The 13,047-nt window shown below is 68.3% G+C and carries 17 protein-coding genes; 6 read left to right on the top strand and 11 right to left on the bottom strand.

Annotated elements, in window-relative coordinates:
* Positions 1–635: 635 nt before the first annotated feature.
* From AB0H53_RS21560 to AB0H53_RS21540, 5 genes are all read left to right on the top strand, one after another.
* Positions 636–1,340, top strand: a complete 705-nt coding sequence (locus AB0H53_RS21560; RefSeq protein WP_362115592.1) for a hypothetical protein — start codon at positions 636–638, stop codon at positions 1,338–1,340.
* Between the two features lie 65 nt (positions 1,341–1,405).
* Positions 1,406–2,560: a ParA family protein gene (locus AB0H53_RS21555; protein ID WP_362115589.1), complete on the top strand. Its 1,155-nt coding sequence runs from the start codon at positions 1,406–1,408 to the stop codon at positions 2,558–2,560.
* Positions 2,557–3,810, top strand: a complete 1,254-nt coding sequence (locus AB0H53_RS21550; RefSeq protein WP_362115586.1) for a ParB/RepB/Spo0J family partition protein — start codon at positions 2,557–2,559, stop codon at positions 3,808–3,810. The genes AB0H53_RS21555 and AB0H53_RS21550 overlap by 4 nt, the downstream gene beginning before the upstream one ends.
* A gap of 308 nt (positions 3,811–4,118) precedes the next feature.
* Positions 4,119–4,268: a hypothetical protein gene (locus tag AB0H53_RS21545; RefSeq protein WP_362115583.1), complete on the top strand. Its 150-nt coding sequence runs from the start codon at positions 4,119–4,121 to the stop codon at positions 4,266–4,268.
* 1,170 nt (positions 4,269–5,438) lie between these two features.
* The gene (locus AB0H53_RS21540) at positions 5,439–6,176 is read left to right on the top strand and encodes a hypothetical protein (RefSeq protein WP_362115580.1); all 738 of its coding nucleotides are present in this window, start codon (positions 5,439–5,441) and stop codon (positions 6,174–6,176) included.
* Positions 6,177–6,467: 291 nt separating this feature from the next.
* On the opposite strand, the gene AB0H53_RS21535 is transcribed toward AB0H53_RS21540, so the two are convergent.
* The 11 genes from AB0H53_RS21535 to AB0H53_RS21485 form a co-directional block, all read right to left on the bottom strand.
* Positions 6,468–6,713, bottom strand: coding sequence for a hypothetical protein (locus AB0H53_RS21535; RefSeq protein ID WP_362115577.1), 246 nt, complete (start codon positions 6,711–6,713; stop codon positions 6,468–6,470).
* Positions 6,710–7,393: a hypothetical protein gene (locus tag AB0H53_RS21530; RefSeq protein ID WP_362115574.1), complete on the bottom strand. Its 684-nt coding sequence runs from the start codon at positions 7,391–7,393 to the stop codon at positions 6,710–6,712. Before AB0H53_RS21530 ends, AB0H53_RS21535 begins: the two co-directional genes overlap by 4 nt.
* Positions 7,390–8,175, bottom strand: coding sequence for an HIT domain-containing protein (locus tag AB0H53_RS21525; RefSeq protein ID WP_362115571.1), 786 nt, complete (start codon positions 8,173–8,175; stop codon positions 7,390–7,392). Before AB0H53_RS21525 ends, AB0H53_RS21530 begins: the two co-directional genes overlap by 4 nt.
* An 83-nt stretch (positions 8,176–8,258) precedes the next feature.
* Positions 8,259–8,441, bottom strand: coding sequence for a hypothetical protein (locus AB0H53_RS21520; protein WP_362115568.1), 183 nt, complete (start codon positions 8,439–8,441; stop codon positions 8,259–8,261).
* Positions 8,438–8,920, bottom strand: a complete 483-nt coding sequence (locus tag AB0H53_RS21515) for a hypothetical protein (protein ID WP_362115565.1) — start codon at positions 8,918–8,920, stop codon at positions 8,438–8,440. Before AB0H53_RS21515 ends, AB0H53_RS21520 begins: the two co-directional genes overlap by 4 nt.
* Positions 8,920–9,123, bottom strand: coding sequence for a hypothetical protein (locus AB0H53_RS21510; RefSeq protein ID WP_362115562.1), 204 nt, complete (start codon positions 9,121–9,123; stop codon positions 8,920–8,922). Before AB0H53_RS21510 ends, AB0H53_RS21515 begins: the two co-directional genes overlap by 1 nt.
* A gap of 24 nt (positions 9,124–9,147) precedes the next feature.
* A complete protein-coding gene (locus AB0H53_RS21505) occupies positions 9,148–9,384 on the bottom strand; it encodes a hypothetical protein (RefSeq protein ID WP_362115559.1) in 237 nt (78 codons plus the stop codon).
* 26 nt (positions 9,385–9,410) lie between these two features.
* Positions 9,411–9,854 (bottom strand): hypothetical protein, encoded by a 444-nt coding sequence (locus AB0H53_RS21500; RefSeq protein ID WP_362115556.1) that lies wholly within the window; start codon positions 9,852–9,854, stop codon positions 9,411–9,413.
* Positions 9,851–10,537 carry a GGDEF domain-containing protein gene (locus AB0H53_RS21495; RefSeq protein WP_362115553.1) on the bottom strand — a complete coding sequence of 229 codons (687 nt, stop codon included), beginning with the start codon at positions 10,535–10,537 and terminating at the stop codon, positions 9,851–9,853. Before AB0H53_RS21495 ends, AB0H53_RS21500 begins: the two co-directional genes overlap by 4 nt.
* Before the next feature lie 91 nt (positions 10,538–10,628).
* Positions 10,629–10,943, bottom strand: coding sequence for a hypothetical protein (locus tag AB0H53_RS21490; RefSeq protein ID WP_362115550.1), 315 nt, complete (start codon positions 10,941–10,943; stop codon positions 10,629–10,631).
* Between the two features lie 194 nt (positions 10,944–11,137).
* A complete protein-coding gene (locus AB0H53_RS21485; RefSeq protein WP_362115547.1) occupies positions 11,138–11,599 on the bottom strand; it encodes a Pycsar system effector family protein in 462 nt (153 codons plus the stop codon).
* Between the two features lie 469 nt (positions 11,600–12,068).
* Here AB0H53_RS21485 and AB0H53_RS21480 point away from each other — a divergent pair, with 469 nt between their 5' ends.
* Positions 12,069–13,040, top strand: coding sequence for a hypothetical protein (locus AB0H53_RS21480; RefSeq protein WP_362115544.1), 972 nt, complete (start codon positions 12,069–12,071; stop codon positions 13,038–13,040).
* The last annotated feature ends 7 nt before the right edge of the window (positions 13,041–13,047 follow it).

Raw genomic sequence — 13,047 nt, 5'->3', positions numbered from 1 at the left:
CCGTGCCGCGGCAGTTTCGGGGCTGGGCGCAGGTCGACTCGGCGTAGTCGATGTCGGTGACCGCACCCAGCCCTTGTGCTCGGCGGCCGCCTATCACCATGGGCGCGTTCCGGAGGTGCCGGCTACAGCTCGGTCCTCCAGCGGGGCGACAGCGGTTCGCCGTGATCCGACGCCGCCATGCCGAGGACCCTACTGATTCGGTTCCTCGCCCGCGCCCGCGCCGGTGCGCAGCTGGAGCGCTGTGCTGGTCACCCGATCGTGCCTTTCTGGCGAGGCGCCGTTGGCGGCCGAGGTGTTGAGGTTTAGGGTCGGCATCGTGCCGGTCAGCGAAGGCCCGGCGAGCCACCCCGTTATCCCCGGACTGGCGAGTGGTGTGTGTAGAGGGTGTGGGGCGCCCACTTCGTTCTCATGGAACCGTCATCGCGATATGCGTGCGACCGTCTGCTGACCGGGCAGCTCAAGGACGAAGCATCATGTCTCATTCCTCACGCCGGTCCCTCGCCAGCCTGCGGGCGCGCTACACCGGTGAAAGCTCCTGCGCAGCGGCACTCGGCGTTGCGCGAGGGGCTGGCAGCATCGGTCTGGATCACTGCACGTCAGCACAGCGCCGTCTGCGCTTCCTCTTGGCTCTCGGAATGCTCAACGAGGGGCTGTGGCAGGCATGGCCTGGCGAGTGGGCTATTAACGGGATCGTCAGGTATGAACTCGTGATCGCCCCGCAGAACGAACACCTGGCCTTCGTGTGTGCCACTCCGTACAACGCTGTCCGCTGGTTGGTGACGACCGGCCCGGAGGGCACGGTGAGAAGGCTGCCTGGGCTGCGCCTTGAGGAACAGATCGGTGACACCTACCGGCTGCGCCACCTGCCGACCGGAGCCACGATGTCAGTCACCGCCCAGACGAGTACACGCCCCGACTCTGACTCTGGTCATGAAGTGCGAGACCGGCGCATGTGGCGTACGGACACACCTCTGAATGATGCCGAGCGGGACGCGTTGGCTGACCTGCCTTCCGCTTGCCCCGCCAGCGAGGTCCTTCTTGCCGGACTGCTCGTGCGTCTTTGCCTGCGGGATCCGGGCCGGGCCTGGGCGGTGGGCACCTTCTTCGACGACCCCCTCAACCGGGAGAAGGCTTTGCTCCCGGGCGCAGTCTCGCGCCGGCTGTGGGGCAACGGCACCCGCTGGGAGCTCGAATGGAGCTCCTACCCCTACGAAGAGGACCTGGTGTCGGCCCTGACGGACCCCGTCGCCGGCCTGAGCGGTGCAAAGGCGGCCAAGGTGCGGCGGGGGTGGGACATCACGTTCGATGACGCGCTGCTCGCCCTTAGGCCACGCCGGTAGCTCCATTCCGGGCTGTTCCGGGGGTGTTGCCTTGTCACCGCACGGAAGGTGAGTAAGGTACCCGCATGACCGCCCCTTACAGTCCCGACGATCGGGAAAAGGTAGTTGCCAAGTTGCCTGCCGCTCTTCGGCAGGAACTCAAGATCCGCGCAGCCGAGTTGGGCGTGGACATCAAGGATGCCGTCACCGAAGGTGTCCACGCCTGGCGAACCGAAGAGTCGCCCCGTGCACAGGTCGATACCGCAGGCGGGGCCTCGTTCGCCACATACCTTCCTACCGGGCTGTACGGGGAGTTCAAGGAGGACTGCAAGTCGCGTGGCATTGCCTTCAACCAGGGCATCGCCCAGTCGATCCGCCTGTGGCTCGACTCCCACCCGTCTCCCAGGCGCGTCCCCCGCACGACCGGCGCCCGTCGCCTGATCTTCGGCAACCAGAAGGGAGGCGTCGGCAAGACTGCAACGTCCGCCGGCGTCGCAGAAGCACTCGCCGAAGCCGGTCAGCGCGTGCTGCTGATCGACTTCGACCCCCAGTGTCACCTGACGAAGCAGCTCGGTTTCCCGATGCTCGACATCGACGACCCCAGCCTGGCCAAGCACATGCTGGGTGACAGCAACGGCAAGCTGCGCGACCTCCTCGTCCCGATAGAGGAAGGGAGCTTCGGCGGCCGGCTCTTCCTTCTGCCCGGCTGCAAGGACGCGTTCCTGCTGGACGCCAAGCTGGCCACCACCCGACACGTGCGGATCAAGGAAACAGCCCTGGAGAAGGCACTCGAACCGCTGGAGAGCGAGTTCGACTACATCGTCATCGACTGCCCACCCAGCCTCGGCTACTCCATGGACACCGCCCTGTACTACGGGCGCACCCGCGACGGCGAAGAGCCCAACGCCTCCGGCGTGCTGATCCCCGTCCTGGCCGAGGACTCCTCCGCTGACGCCTACGACATGCTCTTCGACCAGATCGAGGACCTGACCGCCGACCTCGATATCGACATCGCCAAGCTCGGATTCATCGTGAACATGTACGACAGCCGCAAGGGCTACATCGCCACCTCCTCCCTCGACAGCTGGAAAGCCATCGGGGACCCACCGGTCCTCGGCGTCGTCCCAGAGCGCAAGGAACAGCGTGAAGCTGCCCGCCTCAAGCAACCGCTGCTGACCTCTGCACCTGACTGCGAACAATCCGAAGTCATGCGCACGATCGCCCGGACGGTGAACGGATGAAAGCCGCCGACCGCCTTGGCACCGGAGTGTCATTCGGAAACGTGCCGCGCGGCCGCAGCGCCCGTGGCCGCGCCAAAGCCATCGCTCAAGGCGACATGCCGACATACGAGCTGGTGCGCCTGCGCTTGAGCGATGTTGCCCCGACTCCGCTCAACCCGCGCCGGAACTTCGGCACGGACGAAGAACTCACCCGCTTCGGCGAGGAACTGCGCTCCGCGCAGCTCGCTGCCTGCGTCGCCGTCACACGACCTAAGTACCTCACACTGTGGCCAGACCACGCGGACCATATCGGTGACGCCGAGTACGTCCTGATCAACGGTGAGCGTCGCTACCGCAGCGCTGAGCATGTCGGGCTGGAAGCTCTGGACTTCGTAGTCCGTGATGACCTCGCGTCGTCTCGCGAGGGGTTCATCGACCACCTCCTCAAGGAGAACCTTGAGCGGGAAGACTTCGACGTCATCGAGCGGGCACGGGGTGTCCAGCAACTAGTGAACGTCTGCGCCGAAGAGTCGGAGAAGGGCGCCAGGACTAGGGCAGCGGAACGGCTCGGCAAGGACCGCTCATGGGTGACGAACCAGCTGGCGCTGTTGGAACTGCCTGACGAAATTCAAGCAATGCTCAGCTCTGGTGATATGCCCGAACGGGATGGCCGTGCTCTGGCCCGCCACCGCAGGGAACATCCCGAACTGGACGCCGCTGGGCTGATCACTCACCTCAAGGAGACGAAGGAGAAGGAGGCTCAGGCCAAGGCGCAGGAGAAGGCCATACTCCAGGCCGTACGGCAGAAGGCGGTCGACAGCCGGCCTGCCTTGGCGCTGCCTACGGACAACGGCAGCGAGCCCTCAGGCACCACCCCTCCGGACGAGAACGCGTTGTCCGCGGACAACGAAGGTGACTCCCCCGGCACACCACTGCGCACTGGGGCTGCAGCGTTGTCCAGGGACAACAATGAGCCGAGCAGCAGGGCGTCGACAGACGGACCTCAGGAGCAGAAGTCGAGTGTGTTGTCCGCGGACAACACAAAGCGTTCCGAGCAGGAGCACAACTCAGACGGGCCGTTGTCCACGGACAACGACTCTCTCGTCGCGTCGGCGAACGCACACTCAAAGGAACCTGGCGGCCAAGAAACGTCCCTGCCCTGGGACGACCCGCAGGCCGTCTTCGAGACGCTGATGCAGAACATGCGACGCGCCCACCGCGTCGAACTGACCCGACTGCTCATCAGCGCTCACAAGCCCCCAGCTCCGTAGCCAACGGCCGCTCACTGTTGTCCACGGACAACGCCTGACAGTAAAAGGAAGGGTCCGGTTCCTCCAGCTAGGAACCGGGTCTTCCCGGTTGTCGGCCAGGGACCCCCGGGTGAGGAGATGACCGCCCCGGTTGTTGACCAAGTCCATGAACCGACATCAGAGACGGTCAAAGTGCGCTGCCCATCGCAGCGGAAGTGCTGTCATCGAACGGACGCGGGGTGTCCAGCGCTCGTGGATGTCTGCGCTAAGGAGTCGGAGCAGGAGCCAGGGCTCGGGCAGCCGAGCGGCTCGGCAAGGACCGCTCATGGGTGACGAACCAGCCGGTCCTGTTGGAGCTGCCTGACGAGCTCCCGGCCATGCTCAGTTCCGGCGATATGCCCGAGCGGGATGGTCGCGCTCCGGCCCGCCATCGCAAGAAACACCCGAGCTGGACGCTGCTGGGCAGATCACTCACCTGAAGGAAGTGAAGGAGAAGGGGCCCAGGCCAAGGTGCAGGAGAAGGCCGTACGGCAGAAGACAGCCGATAAACCCGCTGGGGCGCCGCCTGGACAGGACGGCAGCGAGCCAACGGAGGCCGCTCCACCGGACAAGAAGGCGTTGTCCACCGACAACAACAGCGACTCCCCCAGCACATCGCCGCCTGCAAAAGCTGCGGCGTTGTCCACGGGCAACACCGGTCCGGGCAGCAGTACGTCGGCAGACGGGCCTCAGGAACAAGAGGCCAGTCCGTTGTCCGCGGACAACACAGGACGTCCCGAGCAAGAGCAGAACTCAGACAGGCCGTTGTCCACGGACAACGAACCGCCCATCGCGTCGTCGAACGCGTAGCCGAAGGGGACGGTGGGCGAGGACACGTCTCTGCCCTGGGACGATCCCCGAGCCGTCTTCGAGGCGCCGATGCGGAACGCAGCGTGCCCACAGGGTCGAGCTGACCCGGTTGCTCGTCAGCGCTCACACGCCCCCGGCTCCATAATCAGCGACCGGTTGTTGTTGTCCGCGGACAACAACAACCGGAAAGGGCAAGGCCCGGCTCCTGGAGCACTAGGAGCCGGACCTCCCTGGCGCCGCCGAGGCCCTGTCTGGCAGCTGCCTCTCCTAGGCGCTGCCTTGGATCCGATGGCGTGTACACCCGGGGTGTCTCCACCCGGATGACGCATCGCCGCACCGGCCGACCGCGAGCTGCGGAGCGGTGATCGACTGCTCCGATCGAGTCCAGGAGGTCGACGTCGGCGAAGCTAAAGTACGCCGCCAATGGCGGTGGAGGACTAACCTGCGGACACCGGTCCCGCGAAGGCCCGGACAGAGTGGCTCGTCTGCTGCAGCCACCAACAGAGGGTGTGGTGCGCCCGCTTCGCAAGAACCGTCCGACAGACCTCTTCCCGAGGTCATCCTCGGCTGCCCGAGCCTGAACGAAAGCACCTGCCATGCCACACTCCCGACACCGATCACTGGCGCTCGAGCGCAGCGCGTACACGCGCGAATCAACATCCGCTGCCGCCCGGGGAACAACCAGAGACGGGCAACTCGGCCTCGATCACTGCACTACGGCTCAGCGCCGACTCCGCGCACTGCTAGCACTCTCGGTCCTGAACTGCGGACCCCGAGCCGCGTGGCTGGCCGAGACATCCTTGTACGAGCTCAGCCTGTACACCTTTGCCCTATCCCCCCGATACGACGATCTCGTCGTCATCTCACAGGCCGGCATCAACATCGGTAACCGTCTCCTGCCGGCACGAAAACCTGAAGAGCTCTGCCTGCCGGGCATGCGGCTCCAGCAGTACACAGGCGACAGCCTCCACATGCTGCATCTGCCGTCCGGAGCCCGCATGACCGCGACCACCCACCCTGACGGGCATTCGCGCCAACGCCCCGTGGACCAGGACTGGTGGTGGGACGCGTCGGTACCGCTGACTATGCGTGAACGGCAGACCTTGGCCGCCCTGCCCGCCATGACTCCTGACGCCGAAACTCTGCTCGCGGCCCTCGCCGTGCGCTTTTGTCTGCGCGACCCTAACGGCCGGTGGGACGTCGGGATGTGGTTCAACGATCCCCTGTCGCATCTCCGCACGAGCAAGCGCAGCGGCGGCCACTCCCGGCGTCTGGATGGCGAGGGGGACCACTGGACACTCCAGTGGACCTCCCTCCCCTACCCGGAAGACCTCCTGCAAGCGCTCACCGACACCCAAGCCGGTCTCAACGGTGCCACAGCCATGCACAGGGGCGACGTGTGCGAGATCCGCTTCGGGAGCGCTGTCCTCACCCTGCGACCATCGGCGCCCCGTTGTTCGCACCTGCCTATCCCCGAGGGTCGCGACGAGCGTGGTCGCGCTGCTGCCGCGCGGCCAAGCGATCCGCCACGGCCTTAACCGGCAAGGCCAGCGCTCGGCACCGCAGCAGGCCGGACCCAGACCTTCCGATTCCCGAAACGCAGAAAGGCCCGTACTCCCCCGCAGCTTCCGGGGGAGTACGGGCCTCTTCGGCTCGCTGGCAGGCGTCAGAGCACCCATGTTGCGTGCACACCGTGGTCGTTCCATTCGCATCCGCAGGGGGTGATCCGGGCGGGGATGGCTCAGGATCACGGCGTGCGTGTGGACGGCGCGTGGGATGTGGGGGATGAGCTCCGTCGGGTCGTCACCGGGGTAGAGGTGGAGGTTCTTCTAGCCGTGGATGCGGTCCATGTATGCGGCGGCGACCTCGATGACGGCCAGCCACGGCTCGTGTTCGAGGGCGACGAACGCGGACGGGTAGACGCCTTCGTCGTCGTGCGGGCCACCGATGCCGGTGATGTGCAGGCCGCCGTGAGCGAGGAAGCGGTCTGCCCCGCGTCCGTGTCCCCGGGGGTCAGGGTGGGCGGTGCCGTCGGCTTCTTCGTGCGTCTCGATCTCGTACCAGGCCGTGGTCATGCGGTGGCCAGCCCTTCGACGGCAGCGTCCAGGAGCGCGACAGCATCGGTCTCGTAGGGGTCGGCGAACAACTGATGGTCGCTCACGTCGAACAGGGCCGGCCGCGCCAAGACCCTGTAACCGTGCACGATGGTGGTCTCCCGCCCGTCAAGCGCGGCGGCGAGTCGGTCGGCGTCCCGGGAGGCGTGGCGGGCCTGGGTGTACGGGCCGATGCGCAGCATCGTGTAGCCCTTCCCGTCGGCCTTCCTGGCCTCGATGTAGATGGCGTAGTGCGCGGGGTCCATGCCGACGTCGTCCGGAAGGTCAAGGCCCGCCGCGGCGTGGGTGAGCGGCGCGTAGACCGGGTTCCACACGCCGAGGATCTTGCTGGTGTCGCAGCGCAGCCAGCCCAGCTTCCGGTAGCGGTCACCGTAGGGCGTGTACGGGGCGCCGGGATGTTGCAGGGCAACGGCGATGAGGTCGGGGCCGTGGTCGTCACCGGTCCGGGGGTGGGCTCGCTCGATGAACGGCCCGACCCGCACGGCGACGTCCTGGTTGCGGCCTGGGGTCCAGGGCTCGGGGGAGCGGAGGGCGGCGACGGCGTCGAGGTGCGCGCGGAACGCGTCGACGGCGGCCTGGTCCTCGGGGGTGAGGGTGCCGGGGGCGTTGCCGCAGCGGCGGAAGAAGGAGGGGTGCTTCATCGTGCGGGGTCCTGTTCGCGGGCGGGGTGGGTCCAGGGCAGGGCGAGGCCGTCGCCAGCGCGGCGAGGCACGAGGTGGCCGTGGAGGTGGAGGACGGTCTGGGTGGCGTCGGGGCCGCAGCTGGTGAGGTAGTTCCACTGGCCGCCGAGCTCCTGGGCGAGTTCGGCGGCGCGCAGCTGCACAGTGGCGGAGACGACCGGGTCGGTCGTGAAGTCGGCGACGTGGCCGCGGGGGAGGACCAGGAGGTGGCCCTCGGTGCAGCCGCCGCTGCGGGGCACGATCGCGAGGGCGTCGGCCCACTCGCGGACGATCTGCGCCGGTGCGCCGTCGTGGATGATCCGGCAGAACGGGCAGTCCGGCCGCGGGTGCTTGCGGGGCACCGGCGGCCGGTTGATGTGGTGGTGGGTCACCTGGACACGGGCGCCGGCCTCCTGCATCCGGTGACCGATGGCGTCGGCGATGGCGGGTGCCCTGTGCCTCCCGTACCAACAGTTCACCAGGAGCTGGACCGGGCGGCCGTGCGCGGCACCGCGGAGCGCGGTCAGTTCGTGGACGGCGTCGTTGATGATGCGGGTCGCGCCCGGGGTGTTTAGGACGTAGTCGCGTACGCCGGCGTCCCGTCCGGTCTGCTGGGCGACGACGTCGGCCAGGGCCGGGTCGTCCGGCGGGTTCAGCAGCTCGTTCGTCAGGTTGATGCCGAGGACGGCGGCGCGGTAGCGGGGCGGGGGCGGGTCCTGCCAGCGGGCGCCGAAGGAGTCTATGAACACGTCAGGGATCGTCACGGAGCCTCCAGGCTCGATATCGGGTGAGACACGGGAGCGCCGCCCCGGCCGGGAAGGTCGGGGCGGCGCTCCTGTGTCGTGGGTCAGTGAGTGGTGGTGTCGGTGACCACGAGGAACTGGTCGCTGCCGAGGTCCATGACGACCCGGGCGTCGGTGCCCTGGGCTCGCTGGGCGGCGGCGAACTCGTCGGCGGGCCAGGAGCCGCGGGGGTGGCCGGCGGGGAACCGTTCGAGAACGGTGCGCTGCGCGGGGAGGGTGGTCGTCATCGGGTGTCACCTTCCTCGTAGGCGTCGATGAGGTCGCTGATCGCGTCGGGGTTGGCGGCCTCGCCGACCCAGCGGCCGGACGCGGTGAACACCGGGACCTGGTCGCGGTCGACGTCGAAGACGACGAGGTAGCTCCCGAACCGCTCCAGTACGAGGCCGTAGACCACGGGGGCCGGGGCGGCCTCGAGGACCTCCAGGCCGTCGACGGTGAAGTGGGCCGGAGCCTGGGGGACGTCGGGCTGGACGAGGGTGCCGGTGACGCGCAGGAGGTCGCCGGGCTGGATCTCGCGCAGCAGTACGTCGGCGAGGTCGGGGTCGGCGGTGGTGCAGGCGTACACGGTGTCCGGGGTGTCGGGGGTGATCCGGTCCGCGTCGGCGGGGGAGTGGGTCAGGTCGAAGCGGGCGGTGCCCCAGCCGGTGCCGGGGGCCGGGATCGCGTCGACGTAGCCGTCTATGGCCAGGTGCGTCTGGGGGTTCATCAGCGGGCCTCCGCCAGAGTCTCGGTGGAGCGAGGGGAGCGGGGTCGGGGGGAGCGCTGTGCCAGAACGAGCAGCTCGCGGTTGCGGCGCTGCTGCTCGGGGGTGAGGGGCCGGACCGGCGGGCCGGACCGGTGCCAGAGCGGCGAGGCCGGCGGCTCCGGGTAGGCGAGGGCGTTGTCGACGTCGGGCTGGGTGCTGCTCATGGGGGCCTCCGTCTGGAGGAGAGGTCAGGCGTGGTCGGTCGTCTGGCCGCCTTTGGCCGGGTCGGAGACGAACCGGGTCTCGCCGGGGTGCCGCGAGTTCCAGAGCTCCGCGCAGACCTTGTGCACGGGCTCTTTGGCGTGGGACCTCAGCGGGGTGGTGGTGCCGCACAGCACGCACGGGGCGGGCGGCCCGAAGTGCGAGGAGTGGCGCCAGTTCAGGAGCTGGACCGGCGCCACGGGCTGCTCCGGCGGCGTGGGCACCGCGTGCGGGTGGCGGCGCCGGGCGGTCACGGCCGCAGGTCGGGCAGCTGCTGGAGGACCAAGGCGACGAGTTCCGGCGTCGGTCTCCACGCGGGGAGCGCGCCCGCGGCGGGCACGGGCAGGGGCAGCTCGCGGACGTCGTCGAGGACCAGGTGGTGCGCGCCGCGCTGTGCCCAGAGGCTGGTGCAGCGCTCGGGCCCCTGGTCGAGGTGGCAGTCGGTGAGCCGGGCGACGCCGATGACCGCGCCGCGGTGGAGCTCGCGGCCGCGGATGGCGGTGGCCACCAGCGGGTCACGCAGCAGGGCGGGGTCCGGCTTCGCCTTCCCGGCATGGATGAGGACCCAGCCCCGCCACGGCCAGTTAGCGGGCCTGTTCTCAGGGCACTTCCCGGCGAGGATGCAGGTCGCCCAGGGCTGGCGGATCGTGATGCCGCGGATCCAGTCGCCGCCCTCCAGTCCGGCGGCGCTCACGCGGCACGCGCCAGGAGGTGCGTACCACGGCGGCCGACGCGGCGGCCGTTGACGGTCTCCGCGTACGCGTCGGCCCGCGTCGCGAGATAGGGGAACGTCTCCCGCCCCTTCTTGACCTTGTACATGGCGGCGTCCGCGCCGCGCAGGATCGTGCGGGCCGTCTCGCCGGGCAGGTCGACGGCGCGGGCGATGCCGAAGGAGACGTCCAGGCGCAGCGTGTGCTGTTCGTGCTGAAAGGGTTGTTGCAGCTGCTCGCGCAGTCCGGCGATCTCGGTGAGCGCGGTCGCCGGAGGGAGCACGACGGAGACGGCGAATTCGTCGCCGCCCAGCCGGGCCGCGACCGCTTGGCGGCTCGCGCTCCAATGGGCGAGGCGTCGGCCGATGGTCTGGATGACGGCGTCGCCCGCGGCGTGCCCGTAGGTGTCGTTGACGGCCTTGAAGCCGACCCCGTCCAGCATCAGGACGTGCAGGGCGTCGCGGCGCCGGGTGCGCAGGAGCCGCTCGCCGTGCGCGAGGAGCTCGGGCCGTTTGGGCAGGCCGGTGAGCTGGTCGCGGCGGGCGTCGGCCAGGCGCCGGTGGAGCGTCAGGGCGTGGACGGTCCAGCCGGTCAGCGGGAGAGCGGCGGTGGTCAGCAAGAGCGCGCGCTGCCCGATGCGGGCCTGAACGCGCAGGAGGGAGGACATACTTGGGTTCTCCGTCTCGTCTCGTACGGGATGGATGGGCCCGGGACAGCCGTCCAAGCTGGCCAGCGTGCGCGGCTGTCCCGGGGCAGAGCTACAGCTCGAAGTCGTCTTCGTCGGCGACGCGGATCCAGCTGTAGGGGTCGTTCCAGCGGCCGGCGGTCGCCGCCTTCCAGTCGAGCTCCCAGCCGGGCCGGTAGCCGCAAGCTCCCCAGCCGTCCGGCCGCCCGTGGGGAATCTCGAGTCCGGCCTCCGCCGCAGCGCGCGCCGCGTCGTAGACCTCATGCGCGATCCGCACGGCGGCGCTGCGGCTGTCGGCCCGGCCGGTGAAGACGTGTACGCCTTCCAGGCCGGGCGTCTCAGTGCTCCGTATCGGGATGTCGACCTCGTAGTGCGGGTGGGGGGCCATGACGTCATCTCCTCTCTCGTGCTCGCAGGTGGTGAGGGGCCACCGCGACCGCCCCGGCCCCGGCGGGTGCGGGGTCGGGGCGGCACGGAGGGCGCTCACAACGGGCGGGTCAGCCAGCGGATCTCGATGGCTCGATGGCAGCCCGCAGGTGCGTACGGGCCTGGGCCATCAGGACCTTCCGCGTGGGGGGCCGGTCAGGTGAGAGCGCTGGCGGCGGCCAGCAGGAGCAGGGCGAGGGCGGCGAGGCTCAGATCGACCGCGCGGCGCAGGAGCTGGTACTTGCGGACCGCGAGGACGGACAGCACCCGGATGCGTGCGGCGCGGGTGTCGCCGTGCATGCAGGCGCGGATCTCGTCCTCGTCGAGGCGGGCCCAGTACGGGAAGGACGCGTTGTCGTCGCCGCGCAGGCGCGGGCGGACCACCAGGAGCAGCAGACCGGCGGCCGCGGCCAGGGCGAGGACAGCGGTCGCGCCGAAGACCTTGGTGAGCAGCGGCAGGTCCTTGTCCGCGGCGGATGCGAGGCCGGCGAGGACGGCACCGTTGAAGGCCAGCAGTAAGGACGACTTGCTGTCCGTGCGGGCGATCTCTCCGGCGACGGTCGCGCAGCCGGTGTCCAGGTTCTTGTCGGTGTCGGAGACGGGGGCGGGGAAGGTCATGTGTGCGGTACTCCTTGTCACGGGAAGTGCCTGGCGGCCCGCACCGGGGGCGCGGGCCGCCAAGGGGCAGGCTTCGGGTTCAGAAGGGTGGTTGAGGGGTCGCTGAATCACGCGGCCAGCAGGTGGGCGGGCGCAGGAGCGATGTAGGTGGCCGGGTCGGCCGGGGTGCCGTCGTGACACTCCAAGCAGCTGTCGAGCGAGGTCGGTACTGGCGGAGATCACTTGTTCCCGAGCGGTCGTATTCCTTGTCGACGCGGTGTTCGTGGTGTCTGAGGGAGTACACGGGCTGAGCGAGATGGAGCGGACGGTGGCACCGGAGCGGTAGGGCTCGGGCTTGGTGCTGCACCAATGCTGGCGTCGCCAACCGATGCCCTTCCTGCGGCCCACGGTCAGAGTCGTCCTGCCTGGCCGAAGGGTGGACACTGAGAAAGGGGCCTTGACCGATGACCTCCAACGTCGGTAGGTAGTGATGCAGCTCGAATCAGCTAGAACCCTCAAAGAGGAAATGCTTGACTTCGTAAGAGGAGAAAAGCTATTTGAGAGTCGGGAAGCATTCTGGTGGAGTCAGGGAGCTGCTGACGGTCAGCACCCGGAACCGGTAACATCTGGAATCATCCTTGGCGTCACGTTGGGGCATGGCGATTACCGCCTCGGCGTAAGAACTCAGAATGAGACCCCGGAGACGTGGCGCACCGTAGACGCCATCTGCGAAAAGGCCTGCGGTGAGGTAGATGTCAGGCCACTGGGCCCTGTTTATGCGCAGTGCGAGTGTGGACCGCTTCGCTACGGCATTTCAGTCGGACATCCGGAAGGCCCAGACGGCACGATTGGACCGTTTGTCGTTCCGCGCGAAAATGGAAAGCTTCACCTCCTATCAAATAACCACGTGCTCGCCGCAAGCAATATTGGCGTACGCGGGGACGTGATTACACACCCCGGGAAGAAGGATGGCGGCAGCCCCGAGGAAGATCGAATAGGCACCTTGGCCTGGTGCGAACGCCTTGAACCTCACGGGGTTCCGAATGATCTAGACGCTGCGGCTTGCCTGCTGGATGAGGGCCTCGATGTGGACTTGACAGTGCGAGGTATGCCTGTATCTGGGCCGGTCGACGTCACAGTTCCTCTTGAGGTGGAGAAGGTTGGCAAGAGGACGGGGCCGACAACAGGGCATGTGATCATGGCCGACATGGAGCCGGTGGAGATTGGAGGGTACGGAAACAATCTTGGAAAGATCGCACTCAGGGGGCAGATGGAGGTCAGGCGACCTGACGGCTCTCCATTCAGCCTGCCCGGGGACAGCGGGGCCCTGGTCTACGAAAAGGGCACAGGGGTTGCCATTGGCCTTCTGGTTGGCGGTAGCGTAAGAGGTGGCGCTCATGCCACACTCGTGACCCCGCTCAAGAGGGTTCTTGATCGCCTAAGCGCCCGGCTCGCTACCTGACCGTTGG

The sequence above is a fragment of the Streptomyces sp. NPDC050856 genome (assembly GCF_040653855.1).
GTDB lineage: Bacteria > Actinomycetota > Actinomycetes > Streptomycetales > Streptomycetaceae > Streptomyces.
This window is presented reverse-complemented; position numbering and strand designations above follow the sequence as displayed.

Bases quoted from the DNA above. Each gene is read 5' to 3' on its own strand.
- AB0H53_RS21520 (WP_362115568.1), bottom strand. From the start codon at position 8,441: ATGACGACCACCCTCCCCGCGCAGCGCACCGTTCTCGAACGGTTCCCC.
- AB0H53_RS21490 (WP_362115550.1), bottom strand. From the start codon at position 10,943: ATGGCCCCCCACCCGCACTACGAGGTCGACATCCCGATACGGAGCACT.
- AB0H53_RS21560 (WP_362115592.1), top strand. From the start codon at position 636: ATGCTCAACGAGGGGCTGTGGCAGGCATGGCCTGGCGAGTGGGCTATT.
- AB0H53_RS21555 (WP_362115589.1), top strand. From the start codon at position 1,406: ATGACCGCCCCTTACAGTCCCGACGATCGGGAAAAGGTAGTTGCCAAG.
- AB0H53_RS21530 (WP_362115574.1), bottom strand. From the start codon at position 7,393: ATGAAGCACCCCTCCTTCTTCCGCCGCTGCGGCAACGCCCCCGGCACC.
- AB0H53_RS21550 (WP_362115586.1), top strand. From the start codon at position 2,557: ATGAAAGCCGCCGACCGCCTTGGCACCGGAGTGTCATTCGGAAACGTG.
- AB0H53_RS21535 (WP_362115577.1), bottom strand. From the start codon at position 6,713: ATGACCACGGCCTGGTACGAGATCGAGACGCACGAAGAAGCCGACGGC.
- AB0H53_RS21495 (WP_362115553.1), bottom strand. From the start codon at position 10,537: ATGTCCTCCCTCCTGCGCGTTCAGGCCCGCATCGGGCAGCGCGCGCTC.
- AB0H53_RS21485 (WP_362115547.1), bottom strand. From the start codon at position 11,599: ATGACCTTCCCCGCCCCCGTCTCCGACACCGACAAGAACCTGGACACC.
- AB0H53_RS21510 (WP_362115562.1), bottom strand. From the start codon at position 9,123: ATGAGCAGCACCCAGCCCGACGTCGACAACGCCCTCGCCTACCCGGAG.
- AB0H53_RS21515 (WP_362115565.1), bottom strand. From the start codon at position 8,920: ATGAACCCCCAGACGCACCTGGCCATAGACGGCTACGTCGACGCGATC.
- AB0H53_RS21480 (WP_362115544.1), top strand. From the start codon at position 12,069: ATGCAGCTCGAATCAGCTAGAACCCTCAAAGAGGAAATGCTTGACTTC.